The sequence below is a fragment of the Pseudomonas sp. CVAP#3 genome, assembly GCF_018986375.1.
Taxonomy (GTDB): Bacteria; Pseudomonadota; Gammaproteobacteria; order Pseudomonadales; family Pseudomonadaceae; genus Aquipseudomonas; species Aquipseudomonas helvetica.
Genome location: NZ_JAHMSC010000031.1, coordinates 1 through 24479, shown reverse-complemented (window position 1 = coordinate 24479; position 24479 = coordinate 1). Strand labels below are relative to the sequence as shown.

Annotated in this window: 22 protein-coding genes and 2 pseudogenes; 15 read left to right on the top strand and 9 right to left on the bottom strand. The window is 58.4% G+C overall.

Annotated elements, in window-relative coordinates; genetic code table 11:
* Positions 1-70: 70 nt before the first annotated feature.
* Both KRR23_RS28510 and KRR23_RS29250 read right to left on the bottom strand, forming a co-directional pair.
* Positions 71-517, bottom strand: a pseudogene (locus KRR23_RS28510) (LLM class flavin-dependent oxidoreductase); the annotation flags it as partial.
* Between the two features lie 40 nt (positions 518-557).
* A pseudogene (locus KRR23_RS29250) lies at positions 558-713 on the bottom strand (amino acid ABC transporter permease); the annotation flags it as partial.
* Positions 714-933: 220 nt separating this feature from the next.
* On the opposite strand from KRR23_RS29250, the gene KRR23_RS28505 reads away from it, so the two are divergent.
* Genes KRR23_RS28505 through KRR23_RS28490 form a run of 4 tightly spaced genes read left to right on the top strand, consistent with a single transcriptional unit; the run spans position 934 to position 4460 of the window.
* Positions 934-1971 carry an isopenicillin N synthase family oxygenase gene (locus KRR23_RS28505; protein WP_216745166.1) on the top strand — a complete coding sequence of 346 codons (1038 nt, stop codon included), beginning with the start codon at positions 934-936 and terminating at the stop codon, positions 1969-1971.
* A gap of 28 nt (positions 1972-1999) precedes the next feature.
* Entirely contained in the window at positions 2000-2815 is an 816-nt protein-coding gene (locus KRR23_RS28500; protein ID WP_216745165.1) for a MetQ/NlpA family ABC transporter substrate-binding protein, read from the top strand.
* Positions 2812-3792: a methionine ABC transporter ATP-binding protein gene (locus KRR23_RS28495; RefSeq protein WP_216745164.1), complete on the top strand. Its 981-nt coding sequence runs from the start codon at positions 2812-2814 to the stop codon at positions 3790-3792. Before KRR23_RS28500 ends, KRR23_RS28495 begins: the two co-directional genes overlap by 4 nt.
* Positions 3789-4460 (top strand): methionine ABC transporter permease, encoded by a 672-nt coding sequence (locus tag KRR23_RS28490; protein ID WP_216745163.1) that lies wholly within the window; start codon positions 3789-3791, stop codon positions 4458-4460. Before KRR23_RS28495 ends, KRR23_RS28490 begins: the two co-directional genes overlap by 4 nt.
* 37 nt (positions 4461-4497) lie before the next feature.
* On the opposite strand, the gene KRR23_RS28485 is transcribed toward KRR23_RS28490, so the two are convergent.
* The 4 genes from KRR23_RS28485 to KRR23_RS28470 form a co-directional block, all read right to left on the bottom strand.
* Positions 4498-4959: a DUF411 domain-containing protein gene (locus tag KRR23_RS28485; protein WP_216745162.1), complete on the bottom strand. Its 462-nt coding sequence runs from the start codon at positions 4957-4959 to the stop codon at positions 4498-4500.
* 124 nt (positions 4960-5083) lie between these two features.
* Positions 5084-6043 carry a copper resistance protein B gene (locus KRR23_RS28480; protein WP_253912306.1) on the bottom strand — a complete coding sequence of 320 codons (960 nt, stop codon included), beginning with the start codon at positions 6041-6043 and terminating at the stop codon, positions 5084-5086.
* A 12-nt stretch (positions 6044-6055) separates the two neighbouring features.
* Positions 6056-7780, bottom strand: a complete 1725-nt coding sequence (locus tag KRR23_RS28475) for a copper resistance system multicopper oxidase (RefSeq protein ID WP_216745161.1) — start codon at positions 7778-7780, stop codon at positions 6056-6058.
* Positions 7781-7999: 219 nt separating this feature from the next.
* Positions 8000-8206, bottom strand: coding sequence for a co-regulatory protein PtrA N-terminal domain-containing protein (locus KRR23_RS28470; RefSeq protein ID WP_216745160.1), 207 nt, complete (start codon positions 8204-8206; stop codon positions 8000-8002).
* 467 nt (positions 8207-8673) lie between these two features.
* Between KRR23_RS28470 and copC the strand changes: the two genes are divergently transcribed.
* Both copC and copD read left to right on the top strand, forming a co-directional pair.
* Positions 8674-9057 (top strand): copper homeostasis periplasmic binding protein CopC, encoded by a 384-nt coding sequence (gene copC / locus KRR23_RS28465; protein ID WP_216745159.1) that lies wholly within the window; start codon positions 8674-8676, stop codon positions 9055-9057.
* 3 nt (positions 9058-9060) lie between these two features.
* Entirely contained in the window at positions 9061-9999 is a 939-nt protein-coding gene (copD, locus tag KRR23_RS28460; RefSeq protein ID WP_216745158.1) for a copper homeostasis membrane protein CopD, read from the top strand.
* A 228-nt stretch (positions 10000-10227) separates the two neighbouring features.
* Here the strand turns inward: copD and KRR23_RS28455 are convergent, their stop codons facing one another.
* Positions 10228-10950: a pirin family protein gene (locus KRR23_RS28455; RefSeq protein ID WP_216745157.1), complete on the bottom strand. Its 723-nt coding sequence runs from the start codon at positions 10948-10950 to the stop codon at positions 10228-10230.
* Between the two features lie 215 nt (positions 10951-11165).
* Between KRR23_RS28455 and KRR23_RS28450 the strand changes: the two genes are divergently transcribed.
* Together KRR23_RS28450 and KRR23_RS28445 are read left to right on the top strand one after the other, a co-directional pair.
* Positions 11166-12116, top strand: a complete 951-nt coding sequence (locus KRR23_RS28450; protein ID WP_216745156.1) for a GlxA family transcriptional regulator — start codon at positions 11166-11168, stop codon at positions 12114-12116.
* Between the two features lie 186 nt (positions 12117-12302).
* The gene (locus KRR23_RS28445; protein ID WP_216745155.1) at positions 12303-13799 is read left to right on the top strand and encodes a winged helix-turn-helix domain-containing protein; all 1497 of its coding nucleotides are present in this window, start codon (positions 12303-12305) and stop codon (positions 13797-13799) included.
* On the opposite strand, the gene KRR23_RS28440 is transcribed toward KRR23_RS28445, so the two are convergent.
* Positions 13746-16541: a winged helix-turn-helix domain-containing protein gene (locus KRR23_RS28440; RefSeq protein WP_216745154.1), complete on the bottom strand. Its 2796-nt coding sequence runs from the start codon at positions 16539-16541 to the stop codon at positions 13746-13748. The genes KRR23_RS28445 and KRR23_RS28440 overlap by 54 nt on opposite strands.
* A 325-nt stretch (positions 16542-16866) precedes the next feature.
* Between KRR23_RS28440 and KRR23_RS28435 the strand changes: the two genes are divergently transcribed.
* Both KRR23_RS28435 and KRR23_RS28430 read left to right on the top strand, forming a co-directional pair.
* Entirely contained in the window at positions 16867-17442 is a 576-nt protein-coding gene (locus tag KRR23_RS28435; protein WP_216745153.1) for a flavodoxin family protein, read from the top strand.
* 43 nt (positions 17443-17485) lie between these two features.
* Positions 17486-18310: an alpha/beta fold hydrolase gene (locus KRR23_RS28430; RefSeq protein ID WP_216745152.1), complete on the top strand. Its 825-nt coding sequence runs from the start codon at positions 17486-17488 to the stop codon at positions 18308-18310.
* A 93-nt stretch (positions 18311-18403) separates the two neighbouring features.
* Here KRR23_RS28430 and KRR23_RS28425 read toward each other — a convergent pair whose 3' ends face one another.
* Positions 18404-18829, bottom strand: a complete 426-nt coding sequence (locus KRR23_RS28425) for an AraC family transcriptional regulator (protein ID WP_216745151.1) — start codon at positions 18827-18829, stop codon at positions 18404-18406.
* 277 nt (positions 18830-19106) lie between these two features.
* Between KRR23_RS28425 and KRR23_RS28420 the strand changes: the two genes are divergently transcribed.
* The 5 genes from KRR23_RS28420 (at position 19107) to ycaC (ending at position 24383) form a co-directional block, all read left to right on the top strand.
* Positions 19107-20102: an MBL fold metallo-hydrolase gene (locus KRR23_RS28420; RefSeq protein WP_216745150.1), complete on the top strand. Its 996-nt coding sequence runs from the start codon at positions 19107-19109 to the stop codon at positions 20100-20102.
* Between the two features lie 47 nt (positions 20103-20149).
* Positions 20150-21073: a LysR family transcriptional regulator gene (locus KRR23_RS28415; protein WP_216745149.1), complete on the top strand. Its 924-nt coding sequence runs from the start codon at positions 20150-20152 to the stop codon at positions 21071-21073.
* 150 nt (positions 21074-21223) lie between these two features.
* Positions 21224-21853, top strand: coding sequence for an antibiotic biosynthesis monooxygenase (locus KRR23_RS28410; protein ID WP_216745148.1), 630 nt, complete (start codon positions 21224-21226; stop codon positions 21851-21853).
* Positions 21850-23688: an amidohydrolase gene (locus tag KRR23_RS28405; RefSeq protein ID WP_216745147.1), complete on the top strand. Its 1839-nt coding sequence runs from the start codon at positions 21850-21852 to the stop codon at positions 23686-23688. The genes KRR23_RS28410 and KRR23_RS28405 overlap by 4 nt, the downstream gene beginning before the upstream one ends.
* Positions 23689-23756: 68 nt before the next feature.
* Complete coding sequence (ycaC, locus tag KRR23_RS28400) at positions 23757-24383, top strand: isochorismate family cysteine hydrolase YcaC (protein ID WP_019690857.1); 627 nt, start codon at positions 23757-23759, stop codon at positions 24381-24383.
* Positions 24384-24479 lie beyond the last annotated feature (96 nt).

The following is a 24479-nucleotide window of genomic DNA, read 5'->3' as shown; positions in this document are numbered from 1 at the left end:
TGCACGCCGCAAATTCCAAGATAGCCATAGATCCCCACCTTTAAAAATGTGGGGTTCATGGAGCGCTTACGAAATTACGCGCTGCGCTTGACAGATAAGAGGTCACGATGTTCCAGCCCACGCGGCCATTGGTCAGGTGGTCCAGGGTGCTGAAACGCCGGGCATGGGTGAAGGGGTGTTCATAGCTGGTGGTGACCGTGACGCCGAACGCGAGGTTGTCCGTTACCGCGGCCAAGGCGGGAATGATCATCAGCGGGTCGTTGGCCGGCGCTTCCACAGCCCATTTCATCGCGGCATCGGCATTGCCACCAAAGACGTCGTAGAAACCCAGCACGTCGCCGAAGAACAACATATCGAGGTTAGCCTGGTCGGCAATGCGCGCCAGGTTCGACCAGTAGCCCAGGGAGTTGATTGCCAGACGCTCGTCGGCTGGGTGCGTCCAGAGGCTCGGAGCACCGCCGCAGCCCACGCTGGCTTGTTCGTAGAGTGCAAACAGCAGAGGTTTTGCATCGGACATCATCGCTCCAGAGAAAGTAAAAGTAGTTGAAGGGGCGGATTCACCTTTGGTGCTTGAACCCTTTGTCGAAATGTCGCTCAAGGCGCACCTGGATCAGTTCCGGGCCGATGGAGAACAGCCAAGAGATGACGACTGCGGTGGTGAGCATTTCGATATAGCGATAAGAAGATTGGCCATGCGACTGCGCCAGAAACATATAGATTGAAACGTACTATAAAATCTATGTGTACTTCTTTTGTGGAATAACAAGCTTGTATCGAGCTATATCAAGTGGCTGACCTCAAACGCTCAATTTGCTGTCAAGAATCGAACCTAAGCTAATGCAAAAAAGATATTTATTAGCGGTTTTTAAGATCGTTTAGCTTCAACAGGACGCCAGGCTGAACGCGCTCAGTCAATTCACATGGGAGTGAACCATGCCGCACACACGGGACATCACCACCTTACCGACCCTGGATCTTTCATTGCTCGATGGCAGTCCGGTGCAGCGTCAGGCGTTTCTTGACGATCTGCGCCACGCCGCACGGGATGTCGGATTCCTCTACCTGACCGGCCACGGCATCGACAGCATCTTGTTGAAGCAGGTGCAGGAGCATGCCCGACAGTTCTTTGCCCTGCCGGACCACGAGAAGGCGGCAGTTGGCATGATCAACTCGCCACATTTTCGCGGTTATAACCGTGCGGCTTCGGAGGTCACTCGCGGCAAGCCTGACCTGCGCGAGCAGTTCGATCTGGGTGCCGAGAGGGAGGCTTTGCCGCTCGACCTGAACAGCCCGCTCTGGGCACGTCTGCAAGGCCCCAATCAATGGCCGGCCTCACTGCCGACACTCAAACCCTTGCTGCTGGATTGGCAGCAAGCCATGACCCGCATGTCGTTGCGCCTGCTGCGTGCCTTCGCCCAGGCGCTGTCGCTGCCGCAGGAGGCTTTCGATCAGTTGTACGGCGACAAGCCTAATGAACACATCAAACTGATGCGTTATCCAGGGCGGGCGCCAGACGAAAGTAATCAAGGCGTGGGGGCTCACAAGGATTCGGGATTCCTGAGCTTCCTGCTGCAGGATCACCAGGCCGGCCTGCAAGTCGAGATCGAGGAGGGGCGCTGGATCGACGCGCTGCCTCGGGACAACACCCTGGTGGTGAACATCGGCGAATTACTGGAACTGGCCACCAACGGTTATCTGCGCGCCACGGTGCATCGGGTGCTGTCGCCACCCAAGGGCAGCGAGCGCTTGTCGATTGCGTTTTTCCTTGGTGCGCAACTGGACGCGGTGATGCCGCTTTACCCCTTGCCCGCGGCGTTACTGCGTGAAGCGCGGGGCCCGGCCAGTGATCCTGACAATCCCTTGTTTCGTGACGTGGGCTGGAACTACCTCAAAGGCCGCCTGCGCTCCCATCCCGACGTTGCCCAGCGTTACTACGCCGATGCACTGATCCCCAAGGCCCTGAGTGCCTGACCCCATCATTTGATCAAGGACTATGAGCATGTTCAAAAAAACAGGATTGACCCTGGCAGTGCTGGGCGGGCTGGTTGCTTCTTTCAGTGTCCTGGCCCTGGAGCCGTTGCGAGTGGCAGCGGACCCCGTACCGCATGCGCAAATTCTGGCGTACGTCCAGAAGATCGACCCCCAGCTGAACCTCAAGGTCATCGAGATCGCCAATGGCGTGAACTCTAATGAGTTGCTGGTGCATGGCGACGTAGATGCCAACTACTTCCAGCACTTGCCTTACCTGAAGTCTCAGGAACAGGCTCTTGGCGAAAAACTCGAGGTGGCTGCGACGGTGCACATCGAGCCGCTGGGGATCTATTCCCATCGGCACAAAAGCTTCGCCCAAGTGCCACAAAAAGGCACGGTAGCCGTCCCCAACAACGTCACCAATCTCAGTCGCGCCCTGTACCTGCTTCAGGACAACGGTCTGATAAAACTCAAGGCAGGCTTCAACGACCCGGCCACCGATCAGGCGACGCCCAAGGACATCGCCGAGAACCCGAAACAGCTGAAGATCCTCGAAATCGAGTCGCCGCAGATTCCCCGCGCCCTGGATGACGTGGACCTTGCGGTGATAAATGGCAACTATGCGCTGGAAGCCGGTTTGGTGCCGGCCAAGGATGCACTGGGGCTGGAAAAGGCCGAGCACAACCCGTACGCCAATATCTTGGTGACCACGCCCACGTTGCGGGACGACCCACGGATCAAGCAACTGGCCAAAGACCTGACTTCGCCTCAGGTGGCCAAGTTCATCACTGACAACTTCTCGGGATCGGTGATCCCGGTTACGGTGGCGGACAGCAAGCCATGATCATCGTCGAGCAGTTGAGCAAAACCTACGCGTCAGGGCAGGCTCCTGCACTGGATCAGGTGTCCTTGAGCATTCCCGATGGAGCGATCTACGGGATTCTGGGGCGCAGCGGTGCGGGTAAATCGACGCTGCTGCGTTGCCTCAATCTGCTCGAGCGCCCCAGTTCCGGGCGCATTTTTCTGGACGGCGAGGACCTGACAGCCCTTTGCGACATCGAATTGCGCCGGCAACGCCAGCGCATCGGCATGATCTTTCAAGGCTTCAACCTGCTGCATTCGCGCAACGTCTTCGACAACATCGCCGTACCCCTGGAAATCGCTCGCGTCAGTAAAGAGCAGCGTCATTCACGAGTAAGAGAGCTGCTGGATCTGGTGGGCTTGAGCGATAAAGCGCGGGCGTTTCCCTCCCAGCTGTCCGGCGGGCAGAAACAGCGGGTGGGAATCGCCCGGGCGTTGGCGGCGCGACCGGCTTATCTACTGTCGGATGAAGCCACCAGCGCCCTGGACCCGGAAACCACGGCCTCGATTCTTGAATTGCTGCGCGACATCAATCGTCAACTGGGGCTGACCATCGTGCTGATCACCCATGAGCTGGATGTGGTCAAGTCCATTTGTGGTCACGCGGCGTTACTGGCCCACGGCCGGTTGGTCGAGGCGGGGCCTATCGCACACCTGTTGGCAAACCCGGAATCAAGTCTCGGTCGCTCACTGCTGCCGGGTTACAGTGCGCCCTTGGGCAACGATACCCTGGCCTTGGAGCTGAGCTTTTTCGACAGTCTTCTGGCCACCCCCGTGCTCAACGAATTAGTGCAGCAGCAGGGCGTCGAGGTGAACTTGCTGGCCAGTGGCGTCGAGTCCATCGGCGGGCGGCGGGTCGGGCGTTTGCGCGTGGCTTTTAGTCATACCGGCGATAAGCTGAAATTGACTCGGGTGCTGGCCTTTCTCACGCAGCGCGGTGTCAGGGTGGAGCGCTCATGAACCGTACCATCGACTGGAACGAGATACTCCAACTGGTGCTCAACGCGACGGGCGAAACCCTGTACATGGTCTTGCTGGCGGGATTCTTTACCCTGCTGATCGGCTTGCCTCTGGGCGTGTTGCTGGTCATCAGCCGCCACGGTGGTCTGTACCCGATGCCCAAGCTCAACAAAGGCCTGGGTGGCCTGGTCAACCTTGGTCGCTCGTTACCCTTCGTGGTGATGCTGATTGCCTTGATCCCGCTGACCCGGTTGATAGTCGGCACGACACTGGGCAGCACCGCCGCGGTGGTGCCGATCACCATTGGCGCTTTTCCGTTCTTTGCCCGTATCGTCGAGAATGCCCTGGACGAAGTCGACAAGGGCCGGATCGAAGCCATCCTTGCCATGGGGGGAGATATTCGCCATGTGATCTTCAAGGTGCTGCTGCCCGAAGCGCTGCCCGCGTTGTTGGCGGGCATCACCTTGACCCTGGTGATGCTGATCGGGTTTTCTTCCATGGCTGGCGTCATTGGTGGCGGTGGTCTGGGGGATCTGGCGATCCGCTACGGCTATCAACGCTTCAACAACCAGGTGATGGTTGCCACCGTGGTCGTGCTGGTGATCCTGGTCCACGGCGTGCAGAGCCTCGGCGACCGCTTGGTGCGCTCTTTGGCTCATCGACGTTGAACTCGACATCCTCAAGCCCGATGTGCACCAATTCAGATCAGGTTCCCGGGTATTGCGCAATGATCTGATCGGTGCCCGCTTTAGTCAGGCCGACAATCTGATAAGCGTCGTGCTTGCCATCAACTTCCATCCCTGGCGAACCTGCCGGCATTCCGGGTGCAGCGATCCCGACCAGGTCATCGCGTTTGCTCAGCGCAATTATTTGCTCAGCGGGTACATGACCCTCAACAAACTTCCCGTTGAACAGTGCGGTGTGGCAAGACGAGAGTCGTGGAACAACACCAAGGTGCTGTTTAACCGCGCTCATGTTGGTTTCCAGATGATCAATGACGGTGAAACCGTTGGCCTCAAGGTGCTGAATCCACTGCTTGCAGCACCCGCAGTTTGCGTCTCGATGAACATCGATGGTCAGGGCTTGAGCTGCGTGAGCCGTTGAACCAATGAACAGTGCTGCGAATGTTGCGATGCGTAATGCTCGCAGGCGGAAGTTACTTTGCATGGCTATTTTCCTTGGCCTCGGCAGCGGTGTGAACCTTCGGCGAAGCAACAGAAGTCTCATCCGGGGTTTCGGTACTCGCTGCATGGGCGTGCGTGATGTTGAGGATGTTGCTCAGGCAAATGCCTCAGAACCACATCCGAATACCGGCTACAAATCGAGCCTCATTGGTCTTTTGACCTTCGTCTTCGGCCAGGTCGGCGGTCTTGCCGTAGGAGCGATTCCAGGACACCCCGATATAGGGGGCAAACTCACGGACAATTTCATAGCGCAAACGCAAGCCCACTTCGGTGTTCGCCAAGCCTGAGCCAATGCCGCGCTGAGGGTCGTTTTTCCCGTAGAGATTCGCCTCGGCGGTCGGCTGCAAGATCAGGCGATTGGTGAGCAGAATGTCGTAGTCACCCTCGAACCGAGCGGCAGTCTGGCCGTTCTCGCCGATGTAAGCAGTCGCTTCGGTTTCGAAGTTGTAAAGGGCCATCCCCTGAATACCAAGAGCCCCCCATGTCTGCGGTGATCCGGGTTTGAAGTCTTGGCGGACACCGGTGACGACATCCCACCATGGACCGATCGAGTGCCCCCAAAGCGCCTGGAGTTCGGCGCTCTCGGTTACGCCGTTGGTCCGTTCACCTTCCGAACGCAACCACAGGCGATCGACGTCTCCACCGATCCATCCCTTTGCATCCCAGCTCAGTGCACTGCCGTTGTCGGCATCCTGGTATTCGAACTTATCAAGCAGGACGAAGGCGTTGAGTTTCTTGTCGTGGACGCCATGACCAGCCACCGGTGGAAAGGCGGCTGCACGATCAGCGTCGGTCAGTACGGGAATGGGGGTACGACTCGTGGTGGTCGCTCCTGAGTCCATGCTCTCCATACCGTCCATTTGGCCCTGGTCCATGTTCATCTTGCTGTGATCCATGGCCCCCATCTTGTTATGGTCCATGGTTCCCATCGAACCATGAGCCATCTCTTCAGCTGCGTTGGCCACGGCAAAGAAAGCAGGACTGACGGAGACCGCCAGTGCAATCAGGGCTGGGCGTAAAAGCTTACTGGTCATGGTCTCAAGCTGCCTTTTTGGATTTTTGCTCATAACCCGTCTCCTTTACTCATCAACCCGTACTTCACGGAACATGCCCATTTCCATATGGAACAGCAGGTGGCAGTGATAAGCCCAGCGACCCAGGGCATCGGCGGTGACTCGGTAGCTGCGTTTGGTTCCGGGGGGCATGTCGATCGTGTGTTTGCGTACCATGAATTTGCCGTTCTCATCCTCAAGATCACTCCACATGCCGTGGAGGTGGATGGGGTGAGTCATCATCGTGTCGTTTACCAGCGTGATGCGTAGGCGCTCGCCATACTTGAGGCGCAACGGTTCGGCATCGGAGAACTTGATGCCGTTGAACGACCACGAGAATTTCTCCATGTGACCGGTCAGATGCAGCTCAATGGTGCGATTGGGTTCGCGGCCGTCAGGATCCTGGAAGGTACTTTTCAGGTCGGAATAGGTGAGCACACGACGGCCGTTGTTGCGTAAGCCAATGCCAGGATCGTTGAGCTTCGGCGTTGGGCTCATGGCTTGCATGTCAACCAAGGGGTTGTTGGTTTCGGAGGCCGGGTGAGTCTGCATTTCTCCACCCATGCCAGCCATTCCCGACATATCACCATGGTCCATCCCAGCCATTTTGCTGTGATCCATGCCGGCCATACCGCCCATTCCCATGTCATCCATGGTCAAAAGAGGGCGGGGATCGATCGCCGGAACAGGCGCCTTCAACCCTTCGCGTACCGCCAGGGTTCCGCGTGCATAACCGGTTCGATCCATGGACTGGGCGAATATGGTGTAAGCCTCCTGGCTGGAAGGCTCCACGATCACGTCATAGGTTTCTGCGGTGGCGATGCGAAACTCATCGACGCTGACCGGGTTGACGTGTTGGCCGTCGGCAGCCACAACAGTCATTTTCAAACCCGGGATACGGACGTCGAAATAGCTCATGGCCGAACCGTTGATGAAGCGCAGGCGCAGCTTCTCGCCCGGTTTGAAAATCCCGGTCCAGTTGCCATTGGGGGCCTGGCCATTCATGAGATAGGTGTAAGTGTCCCCACTGACGTCTGCAAGATCGGTGGGGTTCATTTTCATCTCGGCCCACATCTTCCGATCGGCCACCGCCGCGGACCAGCCTTGTTTGCTGACATCGTCGATGAAGTCGCCAACAGTCCGTTTGCGGTGGTTGTAGTAGTCCGATTGCTTCTTGAGCTTGGCCATGACACGACCAGGATCTTCATCGGTCCAGTCGGTCAGCATCACCACGTAATCGCGGTGGTATTGAAAAGGCTCGGGCTCTTTCGAGTCGATCACGATTGGACCGTAAACGCCTACCTGTTCCTGAAAACCCGAGTGGCTGTGGTACCAGTACGTACCGTTCTGATGAACCTTGAATGTGTACTCGTACATGCCATCGGGGGCGATGCCATGGAAGCTCAAGCCAGGTACACCGTCCATGTTGGCCGGCAGGATGATCCCGTGCCAATGGATAGAAGTATCCTGGTCCAGGCGGTTTTTCACCCGCAGTGTGACCGTTTCTCCTTCGCGCCAGCGCAGCAGAGGCCCGGGCAACGTGCCGTTGATGGTCATGGCTGTGCGCGGCGAACCGGTGATGTTTACCGGTGTTTCACCAATAAACAGATCAAATTCGTTGCCGCTCAGTACGCTCGGCAGGCCCGGGCTGGTGACTGCCCATACAGGCGTACGCCACAGGCCAAGGCCGCCAAGAATTCCACCCGCGGCCAGGCCTTTGACGAACGTCCGCCTAGAGGTTTTGGAGTGCATGCCGTTTATGTCCAATCAATCAAAAGGGGAGCTGTGCGAAACAACCGGTGAGTTGCTCATACAGGTTGAAGGCACTCTCTCGGGAGTTCGTATTAGTCCCGGATGAGCTTCGCCCGCCGATGCCAGAGACGAATTGATACGGCAAGCGAGCCCGGAAATTGCCACATTTGAACCACCGCAGTGATTACATTTCTGTCAGCTTGGAATGCACCAAACCCTTCAGCAATTCTTGTGGTCCAGCTCTTTGGTTTTGCTTTCTGCGACGGGAGGTTGGGTGCCTTGGGTTTGGGCTACTTGGTACGCTTGCATTGAGTTCTGTCTGGCAGCTTCCATGCGTTCGAATACGCGATCACTGCCGCCTTCGGCCATCGCTAGAGAAGAGACAGTCAAGGTCGCGATGATAAGCAAGGTTTTGACAGATTTCATTTGGGTATCCTTGGATGAGTGTTGTTTACCCCTTTGAGTCCACATCAGGATGATGATTCTTGGGGCTGAGCGTTTGGCTCGATACAACTTTAAAACTCGCCTCCTGTCAGAAGCCTTAAGTGAGCATTACCGTTGTGTCAGGTTGTAACTTTCTTCTTGAACCTATGGGTAAACAGAATGCAGGTGCACGTCATGATGCCCAGCCTGGATGGCTGGGCAGTCCTTATTCAGGGCAAAGAGCCACTCCAAAGCTGACTGAAATGTAATCGCACGGCCTGCATTCATGTGGCATCGTGTAGTCGCACTATAACGCTGGAGTCTTGGCCAAGTTCCCCGTGTTCAGTACTTACCAGGACGTGGAATACGCTGAGTATTCGTCTGTGGTTTTAACAAAAATCAAGAAATAAAAACTGGATCTTCCCCCCACCAAACCTCGAACCAACAGCTCATGCTGTGAGGAGTCTTGCATGTCATTCCTTAAAACCACCACCGTAGCGGCTGTACTGACCGCTGGTTTGCTTCTGAGTGCAGTTGCTCAAGCACATCCAAAACTTCTTTCCTCCACTCCAGCAGAAAGTTCGGATGCAGCGGCCCCTTCGAAAATTGAACTGCACTTTTCCGAGAACCTCACGACTCAGTTCTCCGGTGCAAAACTGATCATGACCGATATGCCAGGCATGCCGAACTCTCCAATGGGCGTTAAGGCCGGCGTCGCGGGTGGCAGTGATCCGAAAACGATGGTTATTACGCCCGCATCACCATTGACCACGGGTACTTACAAAGTCGAATGGCGTGCCGTCTCTTCGGACACTCACCCGATGACCGGCAACTTTTCTTTCAACGTGAAATGATTCATGAGCGACTCAATAAACATCGTGGTTCGTTTTGCTCTTTATTTCGACCTGATGCTGTTATTCGGCTTGGCCATTTTTGGCTTATACAGCCTCAGGGGAAAGGAAAGAGTATCGGGCACGGCCTTGAATTTTGAGTCGCTTCTTTATGGTGCTTCTGTTGCAGGCGTAGCCCTGTCCCTGGCCGCCATGTTGTTGCTTGCGAAAGCAATGAGCGGTGTGTCGGGGTTTATGGAGCTACATCACCCTATTTTTCAAATGGTCCTCATGGGGACTGACGTCGGGTTGACCTGGATGGTCCGAATAGCTGCTCTGGTGATGGCAATTATTGGCGTCGCATTGAATAAGCGCTTCCCGACACTCAGCCTCTGGATCGTCACCGCATGTGGAGCCATTGCATTGGCCACCCTGGCGTGGACAGGACATGGTGCTATGGATGAAGGTGGCCGTCGTTATTGGCATTTCATCAGCGATATCTTCCATCTTTTAGCCGCAGGTGGTTGGCTGGGTGCTCTCGCGGCGTTCGCTCTACTGCTGCGTTTGAAATCACTGAAGGGCGAGCAAGAGGCACGAATGCTTGCTCGGGTACTGACTGGATTTGAATCGGCTGGCGCGGTGATCGTAGTGATCCTGAGCATCACCGGCGTAGTGAATTACCTGTTTATCGTAGGTCCAACCCTCGATGAGGTGATGCTGAGCACTTATGGGATATTGCTGTTCCTGAAAGTCCTGCTATTTTCCGGAATGATCGTACTGGCCATTCTCAATCGTTTTCATCTGAGCCCGCTATTAGAGCGATCAGTTCGACAGGGAGAGTATTCAGTCGCGGTCAACGCTTTGCGGCGTAGCATGACTTTTGAGTTCTCAATGGCAGTAGTCATAGTGTGTCTTGTCGCTTGGTTAGGAACGTTGAGCCCGGGAGTGGAGATGAACGCTGCATAGTGGTTGATATCAATCAATGAAGGCGTTTAAAACTGGCAGAGGTTAAGGCCAGTATTAATACACGCTAAATTGACAGAAGTATCGAGACGATCTTTTGCAAGGTAACGGCATGAGACACATGACTGTACCGGGCAAAAGGTCGTTTTTTATTGCCGCACATCTTTGTGTCAGACAGGCATTCCAATGAGTGAGGCCAGGGGGGAGCAAAGCCCCCCTGGCCAATTACGGTCAAGGCATTTCCGGCAGTTCTTGAGGACGCAAATCAAACACCAGCACTTCGGCATCCACACCGTTGTTCAAGGTCAGCGCCTGTTCATCGCGAACCCGCACGCCATCGCCTTCCTGCAATTGCAGGCCGTTGAGTTCGACCTTGCCCCGGGCCACATGCACATAGGCGTAGCGATTGGCGGCGAGCGTGAGGCTGGCGCTTTCCTTGCCGTCGATCAGGCTGGCATAGACCCGGGCGTCCTGACGCACCCGCAGCGAACCATTGGCCCCATCGGGGGAGATGATCAGTTGCAGGCGACCGCGTTTTTTCTGCGTGCTGAAGTGCTCTTGCTGATAACGCGGTTTGGCGCCGCTGACGTCCGGTACGATCCAGATTTGCAGGAAGTGCACCGGCCGGTTCGCCGAGTGGTTGTACTCACTGTGAGCCACGCCGCTGCCGGCGCTCATCAATTGCACATCGCCGGGGCGGATCACCGAACCTGTGCCTAAAGTGTCCTTGTGTTCCAGGGCGCCTTCGAGCACATAGGAGAAAATTTCCATGTCCCGGTGTGGGTGCTGACCGAAACCTTTTCCGGCCGCCACCCGGTCATCGTTGATCACCAGTAGGTCGGAAAAACCCTGCTCCCGAGGATTGCGGTAGTTGGCAAACGAAAAGGTATGGAACGACTTCAACCAACCGTGATTGGCCGCGCCGCGATCAGAGGCTTTGCGAAGGGTCAGCATGATGAAATCTCCTGTTTGGGACGAGAGTTCGTCCGAGTGAGGAGAAGGTTAATGTTTATCAGTGGGTGCAATAAGTAGATGGAAATTGAAATACTGTCTCGATCAGGTTGACAGTTATGTGAGCGGGTTCATGTATTCTTGTTGTTACAAATGGCCATAATGTTCAGCGCTGACGCTACGTTTCCTATTTCTTTGATACCAGTGATTTCCAACCCATGAAAACCGTGGCAATGGTGCTGTTTCCAGACTTTCTCCTGCTTGATATGGCCGGGCCCATGGAGGTGTTTTCCATCGCCAACCGTTATCTGGAACCGGGCGACCGTTATCAGCTGTCGATGATCGGCACCGAGCACGGCTTGCTGCGAGCTTCCAACGGTGTCAGCGTTCAGGCGGATGTGCATATCGATCAGGCGTGCGAGGGCTATGACCTGTTGCTGGTGCCGGGCGGCCCCGGGGCCTACAACGAAAAACATCCACCGTTGCTCGACTGGCTACGGGGCGCCGTCAGTCGGTCGGCCGGTTATGGCTCGATCTGCACGGGGGCGTTCATATTGGGGCATGCGGGTTTGCTGGACGGTTATCGGGTGACGACTCACTGGCATTACACGGAGCGGTTGATTCGCGCCTTCCCCAAGGCAACGGTGAAGACCGATCAGATTTACGTCGAGGATCGCAACCTGATCAGCTCTGGCGGGGTCACTGCCGGCATCGACCTGGCACTGGCGGTGGTCGCTCAGGATCACGGCAAGAAAATCGCCCAGGACGTGGCCAAGGTATTGCTGGTGGTGATGAAACGCCAGGGCGGACAGGCGCAGTTCAGCCCATTGATGGCTGCGGTGGCACCCCAGGAAACGCCGGTGACCCGGGTGCAGAACCATGTGCTCGAACACCTTGATGAAGCTTTCAGCGTCGAACGCATGGCCAGCCTGGTGAACATGAGTGCGCGGCATTTCGCCCGGGTGTTTGCCCGGGAAGTGAACATTACGCCCATGGAGTTTCTGCAAAGCGCGCGTATCGACTGCGCCAGGAACCTGCTGGAAACCAGTGAGCTGCCGCTCAAGACCGTCGCCTACAAAAGTGGCTTCGGCAGCGTGCGGCATATGCGTTTTCTGTTCAGTGAAAAACTCGGCTTGACCCCCACCCAGTACCGCGAACAGTTCAGTTAGAGCTTTGTTGTCCGTCCAGCGCACCGCAATGGCCGTGACGCTCCCTCCATCGCCGTTGTACCGTCACCCATGCCTGCCAAGATACTTGTGGACTCTTGGCAATGGAGGTGCGGGAGCCTGGGCGAACTCGCGCAATGGGTGAGGCAGTACCTGGAGCCGGGCCAGGTTTTCAGCACGTGGATGTGCATGAACAGACTCAGAGATTTAAATAGCAGTGCGGTGCTGCGATTTGGCCCGTACGTGTTTCACGCTCGTCAACGGCTGATCCTGGAAGGTGATCGGCCGCTACGTATGGGCGGACGGGCACTGGATATCCTCCAGGTACTGGTCGAGCGCGCGGGCAACGTGGTCAGCAAGGACGAACTGATTGCCCACGTCTGGCCGACGTCGGTGGTCGAGGAAATCAATCTGCGCGTGCACATTGCTGCCCTGCGTCGGGCTCTCGGTGACGGTCAGAACGGGCAGCGCTACATCGTCAATATTCCCCGGTGCGGTTATAGCTTCATCGCCCCGGTGCAGTGTGAGTTGGACGGTGCGCTTTTCTCGATCGAGACCGTTCAAAAGCACCAGCACAACCTGCCGACACGGATCACGCCAGTGACCGGCCGAGACTCGATCGTTGGCAGTCTGGTCCGGCAATTGCCGGTTCGCCGTTTCATCACCCTGGTCGGCCCGGCCGGCATCGGCAAGACCACGGTGGCCTTGCGTGTGGCCGAACTGCTGTTGCCGCACTATCGCGATGGCGTCTGGATCGTTGATCTGGCGGCAATCGATGACCCAGCGCGGCTCGTCGATTATCTGAGCCAGACTCTTGAACTGGACGTAGGCGTGGATGCACTGGCGCCACGGCATGCCTTGCTGGTGCTCGACAATTGCGAGCACCTGCTCGAACGTTGCCGATCACTGGTGGAAGGTCTATTGGTTTCGGCGCCACGGGTCTCGATCCTGGCCACCAGCCGCGAACCGCTGCGGGCGGCGAGGGAAACGGTCCAGCGATTGCCAGCCCTGGCGGTGCCGCCGATGTCGGCGCTGCAGAGTGTCAGCGAGGTTATGAGCTATTCGGCGGTGCAGTTGTTTGTCAGCCGTGCCCGTGCCCGCCAACAAGGCTTTGCTCTGCGTGAACAGGACCTCAAGGCTGTGCGGGAAATCTGTCGGCGCCTCGACGGTCTGCCCCTGGCCATCGAACTGGCAGCGGCGCAGATCGATGCCCTGGCACTGGTTGGGCTGCGAGCACAACTGGACAACTGTTTTCAACTGCTGACCCAAGGCCGGCGCACCGCTGTGCCACGGCATCAGACGCTCAAGGCCGCGCTGGACTGGAGCTATCAGCGGCTGAGCCCGCTCGAGCAGACCGTACTGCAGGGGCTGGCGGTGTTCAAAATAGCTTTTACGTCGGACGCAGCCATCGGTGTCATCAGTTGTGCGGTGCTGCGGCCCACCAGTCTGGCAGAGGTGATAGAACGGCTGGTGCTGAAATCACTGTTGTCGGTTGAACAGGGCAATGGCATGACACGTTATCGGTTTCTCAACACTACCCGCACTTACGTACTGGAAAAGCTTGAACTGAGCGGACTGCGGCGAGTGTTTGAAATGCGTTATGCCCGCTATCTCAGCCGGGCTCGCTGGGTTTCAGGCCGGCCGGTGTCGCTGCAGCTCGTCGAGCAGACGGCGGACTTTGCTTAGGTCTGGTGTGGCAAAGCCTTCGGTGAATCGGTTGTAGATTGGCGCCAGCAGGTCGTGGGCTTGTTGGAAGCGGCCTTGACGCTGCCAAAGCTCGGCCAGTGATGTGGCAGTGCGCAGTTCCCACGCCAGAGCCCCCTGGGCTTTTGCCACTGCCAGCGCATTGAGCAGCACGGTCTCGGCTGCACTCTGGCTGTTCTCTGCAAGCAGAGCATTCGCTCTGGCCCGAAGGATCTCCGCCGTGCTCCAACCTGCAGCGCCGTTTTCGGCCCGTGCCAGCAATGCGTCATCGACGAAGCCGCTATCCAGGGTGACCATGATTTCCTTGATCAGCCCCGCGCCGGGTTGCGGGTTCGAATGTGCGTTATCGCCATCGATCACCTGTGCATAGTGCCGGGCCCAGTTGTAGAACAGCAGCACCGAATGTTTTTGTGCTTGTTCGAGCAGCAGGCGCAAGAGTTCACGGGCAGTTTGAGTGTCGCCGTTGTAGTGGGCGATCAGGCAGCCGGACAGTGCCAGTGTGTAGCAGATGGACGTGCCATGGTCGATTTCGATCGCAATGTCCAACGCCTGACGGGCAGTGCTCCAGGCCTTTTCCGGATGGCCTTGCAGCCAGAGGATCCGCGCCAGGATCGTCAGCGAGGCGACGCTCTGGTCGTACTGCACGCCAAAGCCACAGGTGAACCGGCTGAGATGTCCGCTCTGGGCCAAGCGCTGAATGACCTGTTCAGCACTCTCCCGTGCCAGTTGCTGATCTCCGGCAAAGTGCAGGGCCAGCACCTGCAAACGGTGTGTACTCAGGGACACAGCGGCGTTGCCTTGCACACCCAGGCGATCGAATTGCTGGCTCTGTTCCAGAGCTGTTTGGTAGTTGCCGCAACTGAGGTTGACCGCCATGTGCCCGGACACGGCCCTGAGCTGACCGGCCACGTCGTTGCAGCGTTCGGCCAGGGTTCTGGCGCTCACAAAGGCTTCGACGGTTTCGGCGGTGCCGCCTTGGGTGTGGTAGCAGGAGCTGCCGAGGGCGAGCTTGAGGGCCATTTTCAGACGAGGGCAGGGCTCGGGCGTCAATTCGAGCAGTGCCAGGGCCTTGCGCACGTACACGCCGTGTTCCTTGAGCAGCGACAGTTCCTGCCAGAGTGGCGTCGAAACCGAAGCCAGTTGGATCGCCACAGCCTGCGGCCCTTGAGCGTTCAAGCCCCAGTCCAGGGCCGAGCGGATGTCGTCCAGACTGCGGGCGTAACGCTCGATCCATACACCGGTCTGGATGTGCTCCCAGTCGTTATGGGCCTGATGCATCAAGGCCAGGCAGCACTTGGCGTGGCGCTCCAGGGTGTCTGGCAAATCATTGGCCTGGTCGAGTTTTTCCAGGGCATAGCTGCGGGTGGTATCGAGCAGGCGGTAGAACACCTGCTCGTCGCCGACCTCCACGTTCAGCAGTGACTTGGCCACCAGTTGCGTGATCGAGCCAAACACCTCGCGAGGTTCGATGTGTTCGCCGACAATCACCGCGGCTGCCGATTCCAGCGTGAAACCGCCCCTGAACACACCCAGTCGGCGCAGGCAGGTTTGTTCGCAGGTACTCAGCAGCTCGAAGCTCCAGTCGAGTGTCGCGCGCAGGGTCTGATGCCGTCCCAGCGCCGTCTGACAACCCTGTGTGAGCAGACGAAAACTGCCTTGCAGTTGCGTCAGCAACCCACTCAAGCCAAGGCTGTTCACTTGCGCTGCGGCCAGTTCGATCGCCAAAGGAATGCCGTCCAGGCGGCGGCAAATCTCGATCGCCCGAGGCAGTTCGGCATCGCTCAGTTCGAAACTGTCATGGCTGGCCATTGCCCGTTCGATGAACAATTGCACAGCCGAAAAGCTCAAGGCCTGGGAGCGGTCCAGCGCGGCGATGGGCGGTGGGCAGTCCAGGGACTCCAGGCGCTGAACGAATTCGCCTTCGGCCCGCAGGCTCTCGCGACTGGTGGCCAGAATGTGCACATCGGGCGCGCCACGAAGGATGCTCTCGCTGAGCAACGCAACGGCGTCGATCAGATGCTCGCAGTTGTCGATGACCAGCAGCATTTGCCGCTCGCGCAGGAAGGTCGCGAGACAGCTCATCGGTTCAGCGTCGTGCAGCGACAGGTCTAGCAGCGTCGCCAGGTGGGTGGCGATCATCAACGGGTCGCTGATCGGGGCCAGGTCCAGCAGGCGAATGCCGTCCCGGTAGCAACCGATCAGTTGTTCGGCGACGCGCAGTGCCACCGTGGTCTTGCCGATACCGCCAGGGCCGACGAGGGTGATGAAGCGTTGGCGTGGCAAGTGCGTCACCAGACTGTCGACCAAGGCCTGGCGACCGATCATGCGAGTCCGACGAATGGGCAGGTTATGGCCGCTCTGCTCGTGGCCGCTGCTCGGCGGACGTTGCTCGATGTGCTCCAGCGAGTACGGCGCGACAAAGCTGTAACCACGCTGGGCCACGGTGACGATGTAGCGCTGGCCGGCCTGACCGTCGCCGAGGGCCTTGCGCAGCGCCGCCATGTGCACTCGCAGGTTGATGTCTTCCACCACGCTTTTGGGCCACACCCGCGCGATCAATTGCTGCTTGCTGACCACATCCCCGGCGTGCTCCAGCAGAATCAACAGAATGTCCATGGCGCGCCGACCCAGGCGCAGGGGCTGGTCGGCCTCCAGCACCAGACGTTGTCTGGGGTAGACCCGGTAAGGGCCGAAATGCACAGCCTGTTCGGGGGAAAGGGTCAACGGGTCACTCCTGCTTGCGTCCTTCTATCACGCGGTATTCGAGCATGTTCTTCAGATTTTTTCGTCAACGCAACGCAGTGACCGAGCGACTGTCCTGCGTGTGCATTGTATGCAGCGTTTCGGCACCGTTCGCAAGCGCTGTATTTACTGGGCGCGGCGGTGGCAAATGGCTGAGTCGGGGCTGTAGGCGCACCGTTGAAAATTAACAACGTTTAACTCGTCCTGCGCCCTGTTTACACCCAAAAATACACTACTTCCAGTCCATCAACCGAAGGCGCAGGTCTTCGTGCAGCAAAAGGGATGAACACTTCAGGAGGATGCCGGAATGAGCGACGTGGTAGTGGTCTATCACAGTGGCTATGGTCATACGCGGGTTATCGCCGAAGCCGTGGCTCAGGGGGTGGAGCGACACCTGGGCAGTACCTGCCAATTGATTGCGGTCGAGGAAGTGGACGGGCACTGGGACCGCTTGCACCGCGCCGACGCGATCATCTTCGGTGCCCCGACGTACATGGGCAGCGCATCGGCGTCGTTCAAGGGCTTCATGGAGGCTACTGCGTCGTTCTACCTGGCGCAGCCCTGGCGCGACAAATTGGCCGCCGGGTTCACCAATTCCGGTTGCCTGTGCGGCGACAAGCTCAACACCTTGCTGCAGATGGCAGTGTTCGCGGCTCAGCACTCGATGATCTGGGTCGGCCTCGACTTGCCGCCGGCACGCTCCAGCGCTGGCGTGTTCGATGGGCAATTGAATCGTCTGGGCAGTTTTCTGGGGGCCATGGCCCAGTCGAATGTCGAACAGTCCCCAGAGTACGCACCACCTCCCGAAGATCGCTGCACCGCCGCACACCTGGGCGAGCGGGTAGCGCGTCTGGCCGAACGAATGGGCCATCCATCGGATTGATTCACCCAAACACACCCGACGCCTTAATTAAGGAGCAATCGCCATGAGTACATTTACCACACGCGACGGTACCGAGATTTATTACAAGGACTGGGGCACCGGTCAGCCCATCGTCTTCAGCCACGGCTGGCCGTTGAATGCCGACAGTTGGGAGTCGCAGATGATCTACCTGGCCTCCAAGGGCTACCGGGTCATCGCCCATGATCGGCGTGGTCACGGGCGCTCCAGCCAGCCCTGGTTCGGCAATGAGATGGATACTTACGCCGACGACCTCGCGCAGTTGATCGAGTTGCTGGATCTACAAAACGCGGTACTGTTCGGTTTCTCCACCGGCGGTGGCGAAGTGGCGCGTTACATTGGTCGTCATGGCACTGGGCGAGTCGCCAAGGCCGGGATGATTTCTTCGGTGCCGCCGCTGATGCTCAAGACGGAGGCCAATCCAGGCGGCCTGCCGATGGACGTGTTCGACGGTTTGCGCCAGGCGTCCCTGGCGGACCGTTCGCAGTTGTACAAAGACCTCGCCAGCGGGCCATTCTTTGGTTTCAACAAACCGGGTGCCAAACCTTCCCAGGGCATGATCGACTGGTTCTGGATGCAGGGTATGACCGCCGGTCACAAGAACGCCTATGACTGCATCAAGGCCTTCTCTGAAACCGACTTCACCGAAGACCTGAAAAAGTTCGACGTGCCGACCCTGGTGGTGCACGGAGACGCCGACCAGATCGTGCCGATCGAAGCCTCCGGCATCGCCTCGGCCAAACTGGTCAGGGGTTCGAAACTGCTCGTCTACCCTGGCGCGCCCCATGGGCTGACCGATACCCACAAGGATCAGCTCAACGCCGACCTGCTGGCGTTCGTCGAAGGCTGAGTCGTTCGGCATCCTGTTTCTTGGCCATGAAAAAACGCCGAGGGGTTTTGCCCCTCGGCGTTTTCATTGATGGCCATCGAGCGTGCCGCGGCGCTATGCGCTCGCCTGATTGAGGCTGGGGCCGGCGCGCAGTACTCGACACCGCCAGGCAAACGGATTGATGCCTTCGCTACGGGTGAAAATGTGGCAGAAGTGTGCCTGATCGCAAAAGCCACATTCCAGGCTGATTTTCGTCAGGGTCAGGTCGGTGTTCTGGATCAATTGCTTGGCCCGGGCGATGCGCTGGCAACGAATCCAGTCCTGAGGCGACAGGCCGGTGCTGCACTTGAAGGCACGGGAGAAATGACTGCGGGACAGGGCGCAGGCCCGAGCGAGTTCGGTGACTTCCAGAGTTTCACCCAGACCGTCGAGGATCAGTTTTTTGACCAGGCTTTCCCGCCAGGGAGAGAGGCCTCCGGTGGTGGCTTTTCGCGTTTCAGTGGCTGATGCGCGTGCGGCATTGTGCTGAAGGTGGGCCATGACAAATATCCGTGTCGATGGGAATGCGCTGGCACACTGCGCCGTGGGTCAGCAGCTTCCCGCTTTAGAAAACAGGTCTGCACAGAGGGCTTCATTCTTGGTCGCGGGGCGCTGGCTTGCGAGTTAAACGTTGTTAATTCCGTCCGCGTGCGGCAGCGAACAACTGCACTGACTCAGCACATGGCTGCAATTTTCGAGGCGTGGGACGAGTGCATGATTGAGCTCATCTGGCGGGCGTGTGGATGGCCGCTTTTCTGACTCGATCAAAGGTGAACGCATGAAGCATTCTCTGGTTTGCACGCTGGGCGGATTCGGCCTGGCATTGGCGCTGACATCGGTTGGCGCCCTGGCTCAGGCACCGACTCAGATGGCCACTCAGGTACCCGGATACTACCGGCTGGCGGTAGGTGATTACGAAGTGACGGCGCTGTTCGATGGCTACAACGATCTGTCGCCGAATCTGCTCAATGGCCTGACCCAGAGCCAGATCCGTGCATTACTGGCCCGTCGTTCGATTGAAACGCCGGGGGTGCAGACGGCGTTCAACGCCTTTCTGATCAATACCGGCAAGCAGCTGATCCTGGTGGACACCGGAGCGGGGCAGTGCATCGGAGCCACCGCCGGCATGCTCGCAGCGAACATGAAAGCGTCCGGTTATCAGCCGGAACAGGTCGACACCATCCTGCTCACGCACCTGCATCTGGACCATGTTTGCGGGCTGGTGGACGACAAGCAGCAACCGGTGTTCGCCAACGCCACGGTCTACGCGGCGAAGGCGGAAGCCGATTATTGGCTCGATCCTCAGGCCATGGCCAAAGCACCCGCCGGTGCCAAGGAATTTTTCAGGATCGCCCAGGATTCCACCGCGCCATACGTTGCCGCGGGGCGCTTCAAGACCTTCGACGCCGGTCAGTCACCGGTGCCGGGTATCGTCGATGCTGAACTGGAAGCCGGGCACACACCGGGCAGCACCACGTACCGCTTCACCTCTCAGGGCCAGAGCATTCTGTTCATGGGTGATCTGGTGCATAACCTGGCGGTGCAGTTCGAGCATCCCGAAGTGTCGATCCGCTTCGACGTCGACAGTCAGCAGGCGATCAAGAGCCGGGACAAAGTCTTCACTGACGCGGCGACGAGCAAGATTTGGGTGACCGCGGCGCACCTGCCGTTTCCGGGTGTAGGTCACATCACCGCGGTAGACAGGCATTTTCAGTGGGTGCCTATCGAATACGGGCCTTACAAGCGGGCGGCAAAAGTGCCGATGATCGAGTGAAGTCCGCCTGACTTGCGCCTGGCTGAAAACAAAATGGGACTGTGCCTGTGAACCGTAACGATCTGCGCCGCGTAGACATGAATCTGTTGGTGATTTTCGAGGCGTTGATGTTCGAAAAAAACCTGACCCGCGTGGCTGAAAAATTGTTCATGGGACAACCGGCCGTGAGTGCTGCGCTGGGCCGCCTACGGGATTTGTTCGACGATCCGCTGCTGTTGCGCAACGGTCGCGGGATGGAGCCAACGGCGCGAGCCTTGGCGATTCTTAAAGAGCTGCAACCGGCGATGGACACCATCTCGGGAGCCGTCAGCCGGGCCAGGGAGTTTGATCCGGCGACGAGCTGCGATGTGTTTCGCATTGGTCTTTCGGACGATGCCGAATTTGGTTTGTTCCCGCCGTTGTTGAGTCAGCTGCAGCGGGAGGCACCGGGAATTGTGGTGGTAGTGCGCCGGGCCAATTATCTGTTGATGCCGGCTTTGCTGGCATCGGGGGAGATTTCCGTGGGGGTCAGTTACACCACCGAATTGCCGGCCAACGCCAAGCGCAAGAGGCTGCGTGATATCGCCTGCAAAGTGTTGCGCGGTGACAACCGGCCCGGTGAGCTGACGCTCGATGAATACTGCCAGCGACCCCACGCGATGGTGTCGTTCTCTGGCGACCTGAGCGGCAACATCGACCTTGATCTGGCCAAGGTCGGTTGTACCCGGCGAGTGGTGCTGGGGGTTCCGCAATTCAGTGGTTTGCGGGCAATGCTCGCCGGTACCGAAATGATCGCCACCGTGCCCGACTACGCGGCGTGTGCGCTGGTTGAAGGGTGTGCCTTGAGAGCCGAAGACCCGCCGTTTCCCATCGATGCGGCGCAACTGTCGATGGCCTGGAGTGGCGTTCACGATAACGACCCGGCAGAGCGCTGGTTACGTTCGCGGATCAGTCAGTACATGTCTGAACCCTTGAACATCACAACCCCCTAGGCAGTACTGAAGGCCGGGTCGCAAAGAGAGCACGTGCATTCAATTTTTTGTGCCCTGGCATTGGCACTATCGAATCAGTTATCGGCGCATCAACGTCGGTGTTTTTCCACTGGGCTATGCTCAATGATCGTTTTGCCGGAGCTTTCGGTTATGCCTGATTCCAATCGCCTCGACACTGCAACCGCGCGGCCGGGTTTCGATGAGGTTGTGACCTTGATCGTCAAGCACCGGATCAAGGCCGGTTTTGAAGTGCCCTATGAAGCCTGGCTGCGGCGGATTGTCGGTATTGCCGGGCAGAGCGAGGGGCATTTGGGGGTGGATGTGATTCGCGGCAAGAGCGCCGGCCTGGACATGTTTACCTGCGTGCTGCGTTTTTGCTCTACCGAGGCGATGCAGCGCTGGCTCGAATCGCCGCAACGGCTGGAGTTGGTCAACGAAGCCGAGCCGATGCTGGCGGATGGGGACCAGACCGAGGTCAACCCGGTCAAGGAGTTCTGGTTCGCGCCACAGGACGATGCCGGTTCGCCACCGCCGCGCTGGAAGCAAGCCGTGGTGACGCTGCTGGTGATTCTGCCGCATACCTTGCTGGTGCCGCTGATCTGGGGCCCGCTGCTCAAGCTCAACGCCTTTCTGTCCAATTACGTGGTTGCCACTTTTCTGATCACCGTGACCATTGTGGTTTCGGTGGTGTACCTGTTCATGCCCAGGGCGACGCGTCTGTTCGCGCCGTGGCTGAAAGCCGGACAACCTCATTCCACTCTGCCTGAGGAAAACCAATGAACGCCGATCTGATTCTGTTCAATGGCCAGTTTCATACCGTTGACCGTGAAAAACCCCTCGCCAGTGCGGTCGCGATCACCAATGGCCGCTTCGTCACGGTGGGCACCGATGCCGAGGCCATGGCCCTGCGCGGTTCGGGTACCCAGGTCATTGACCTCAAGGGCCGCTGCGTTATCCCTGGCCTCAACGACTCGCACTTGCACCTGATTCGTGGCGGCTTGAACTACAACCTCGAACTGCGCTGGGAAGGCGTGCCGTCCCTGGCCGATGCCTTGCGCATGCTCAAGGACCAGGCCGACCGCACACCGACGCCGCAATGGGTGCGGGTGGTCGGTGGCTGGAACGAATTCCAGTTTGCCGAAAAGCGCATGCCGACGATTGAAGAACTCAACCAGGCTGCGCCGGATACGCCAGTATTCGTTTTGCACTTGTACGACCGCGCCTTGCTCAACCGCGCAGCGCTCAAGGTTGTCGGTTACACGCGCAACACGCCGAACCCACCGGGTGGCGAGATTGTGCGCGACGCCAACGGCGAGCCGACCGGCATGTTGGTGGCCCGTCCGAACGCGATGATTCTTTACTCGACCTTGGCCAAAGGGCCGAAGTTGCCGCTGGAATATCAGGTCAACTCGACCCGTCAGTTCATGCGTGAACTCAATCGTCTGGGCCTGACCAGCGCCATCGATGCGGGTGGTGGTTTCCAGAATTACCCGGACGATTACGCAGTGATCGAGCAGTTGGCCAAGGACCAGCAACTGACGATTCGCATTGCTTATAACCTGTTTACCCAGAAGCCCAAGGAAGAGCTGACCGACTTCAAGAACTGGACCAGCAGCGTCACCCTGCATCAGGGCGACGATTACCTGCGCCACAACGGCGCCGGTGAAATGCTGGTGTTTTCGGCGGCGGATTTCGAGGACTTCCTCGAACCGCGTCCGGACTTGCCGCAGACCATGGAACAGGAACTGGAACCGGTGGTTCGCCACTTGGTCGAGCAACGCTGGCCGTTCCGCCTGCACGCCACTTACAACGAATCCATCAGCCGCATGCTCGATGTGTTCGAGAAGGTCAATCGCGACATTCCGTTCAACAGTTTGCCGTGGTTCTTCGACCACGCCGAAACCATCACTGCGCAGAACATCGAGCGGGTGAAGGCGCTGGGTGGCGGCATCGCGATTCAGGACCGCATGGCGTTCCAGGGGGAATACTTCGTCGACCGTTACGGCAGCAAAGCCGCCGAGCACACTCCGCCGATCAAACGCATGCTCGCCGAGGGCGTGCCGGTCGGCGCGGGCACCGACGCCACACGCGTTTCAAGCTACAACCCGTGGACCTCGCTGTACTGGATGGTCAGCGGCCGCACCGTCGGTGGTCTGGCGTTGTACGAGGAAGGCTTGCCGCGCACCACTGCGCTGGAACTGTTCACCCACGGCAGCGCCTGGTTCTCGTCCGAACAGGGTAAGAAGGGCCAGATCAAGGTCGGGCAACTGGCGGACCTGGCAGCGTTGAGCGCGGACTTCTTCAGCGTCGAGGAAGAAGCGATCAAGTGGATCGAGTCGGTACTGACGGTGGTCGGCGGCAAGGTTGTGTACGCCGCCGGCGACTTCGAAAAACTCGGGCCAGCCAGCGTGCCGGTGCTGCCGGACTGGTCGCCGGTGATGAAAGTCCCCGGCCACTGGCGCCCGAATTCGCCGATGCAGGCTCAGGTCCACCATTGCAGCGGCCCGTGCGCGGTGCATACGCACAGCCATGAAAAGGCGCGCCATTCGAATGCACCGGTCAGCGATTTCGCCGGTTTCTGGGGCGCGTTCGGCTGTTCCTGCTTCGCCTTCTGATTCAGAAACAAAGCGCCGGCCTTCGTGACCGGCGCTCCCCGCAACAACCATCCACCGAGGAGTTTCACATGAGCAACGTTCCTTACTCGCGTCTGAACAAAGACGATGCCGTTGTGCTGTTGGTCGACCACCAGACCGGCCTGATCTCGCTGGTGCAGGATTTCAGCCCGAACGAGTTCAAGAACAACGTCCTGGCGCTGGGCGATATCGCCAAGTTCTTCAACCTGCCAACCATCCTTACCACCAGTTTCGACAGCGGCCCGAACGGTCCGATCGTGCCGGAACTCAAAGAGCAATTCCCGGACGCGCCGTTCATTGCCCGCCCTGGCCAGATCAACGCCTGGGACAACGCAGACTTCGTCAAAGCCATCAAGGCCACCGGTCGCAAGCAACTGATCATCGCCGGTGTGGTGACTGACGTGTGCGTGGCGTTCCCGACCCTGTCGGCGCTTGCTGAAGGTTTTGAAGTGTTCGTGGTCACCGATGCTTCCGGCACCTTTAACACCACTGTGCAACAAGCGGCGTGGGCGCGAATGTCGGCCGCCGGTGCGCATCTGATGAACTGGTTCGCGGTGGCCTGCGAGCTGCAAGTCGACTGGCGCAATGACATGGAAGGTCTGGCGAACCTGCTGTCTCAGCGCCTGCCGAACTATCGCAATTTGATCAATAGCTATACCAAGTTCACTGCCAAGTAATCCGCTGAAAAAAATGCCCGCCGATGTGCGCAATGCTGTTCACTTAAGGAAGTCTGGAGGCCTGAGAAGTATCTGTGGCGAGGGAGCTTGCTCCCG

What these genes read in the sequence shown, in the direction of transcription:
- KRR23_RS28505 (WP_216745166.1), top strand. Translation starts at nt 934, where the DNA reads ATGCCGCACACACGGGACATCACCACCTTACCGACCCTGGATCTTTCA.
- KRR23_RS28500 (WP_216745165.1), top strand. Translation starts at nt 2,000, where the DNA reads ATGTTCAAAAAAACAGGATTGACCCTGGCAGTGCTGGGCGGGCTGGTT.
- KRR23_RS28495 (WP_216745164.1), top strand. Translation starts at nt 2,812, where the DNA reads ATGATCATCGTCGAGCAGTTGAGCAAAACCTACGCGTCAGGGCAGGCT.
- KRR23_RS28490 (WP_216745163.1), top strand. Translation starts at nt 3,789, where the DNA reads ATGAACCGTACCATCGACTGGAACGAGATACTCCAACTGGTGCTCAAC.
- KRR23_RS28485 (WP_216745162.1), bottom strand. Translation starts at nt 4,959, where the DNA reads ATGCAAAGTAACTTCCGCCTGCGAGCATTACGCATCGCAACATTCGCA.
- KRR23_RS28480 (WP_253912306.1), bottom strand. Translation starts at nt 6,043, where the DNA reads ATGAGCAAAAATCCAAAAAGGCAGCTTGAGACCATGACCAGTAAGCTT.
- KRR23_RS28475 (WP_216745161.1), bottom strand. Translation starts at nt 7,780, where the DNA reads ATGCACTCCAAAACCTCTAGGCGGACGTTCGTCAAAGGCCTGGCCGCG.
- KRR23_RS28470 (WP_216745160.1), bottom strand. Translation starts at nt 8,206, where the DNA reads ATGAAATCTGTCAAAACCTTGCTTATCATCGCGACCTTGACTGTCTCT.
- copC (WP_216745159.1), top strand. Translation starts at nt 8,674, where the DNA reads ATGTCATTCCTTAAAACCACCACCGTAGCGGCTGTACTGACCGCTGGT.
- copD (WP_216745158.1), top strand. Translation starts at nt 9,061, where the DNA reads ATGAGCGACTCAATAAACATCGTGGTTCGTTTTGCTCTTTATTTCGAC.
- KRR23_RS28455 (WP_216745157.1), bottom strand. Translation starts at nt 10,950, where the DNA reads ATGCTGACCCTTCGCAAAGCCTCTGATCGCGGCGCGGCCAATCACGGT.
- KRR23_RS28450 (WP_216745156.1), top strand. Translation starts at nt 11,166, where the DNA reads ATGAAAACCGTGGCAATGGTGCTGTTTCCAGACTTTCTCCTGCTTGAT.
- KRR23_RS28445 (WP_216745155.1), top strand. Translation starts at nt 12,303, where the DNA reads ATGAACAGACTCAGAGATTTAAATAGCAGTGCGGTGCTGCGATTTGGC.
- KRR23_RS28435 (WP_216745153.1), top strand. Translation starts at nt 16,867, where the DNA reads ATGAGCGACGTGGTAGTGGTCTATCACAGTGGCTATGGTCATACGCGG.
- KRR23_RS28430 (WP_216745152.1), top strand. Translation starts at nt 17,486, where the DNA reads ATGAGTACATTTACCACACGCGACGGTACCGAGATTTATTACAAGGAC.
- KRR23_RS28425 (WP_216745151.1), bottom strand. Translation starts at nt 18,829, where the DNA reads ATGGCCCACCTTCAGCACAATGCCGCACGCGCATCAGCCACTGAAACG.
- KRR23_RS28420 (WP_216745150.1), top strand. Translation starts at nt 19,107, where the DNA reads ATGAAGCATTCTCTGGTTTGCACGCTGGGCGGATTCGGCCTGGCATTG.
- KRR23_RS28410 (WP_216745148.1), top strand. Translation starts at nt 21,224, where the DNA reads ATGCCTGATTCCAATCGCCTCGACACTGCAACCGCGCGGCCGGGTTTC.
- KRR23_RS28405 (WP_216745147.1), top strand. Translation starts at nt 21,850, where the DNA reads ATGAACGCCGATCTGATTCTGTTCAATGGCCAGTTTCATACCGTTGAC.
- ycaC (WP_019690857.1), top strand. Translation starts at nt 23,757, where the DNA reads ATGAGCAACGTTCCTTACTCGCGTCTGAACAAAGACGATGCCGTTGTG.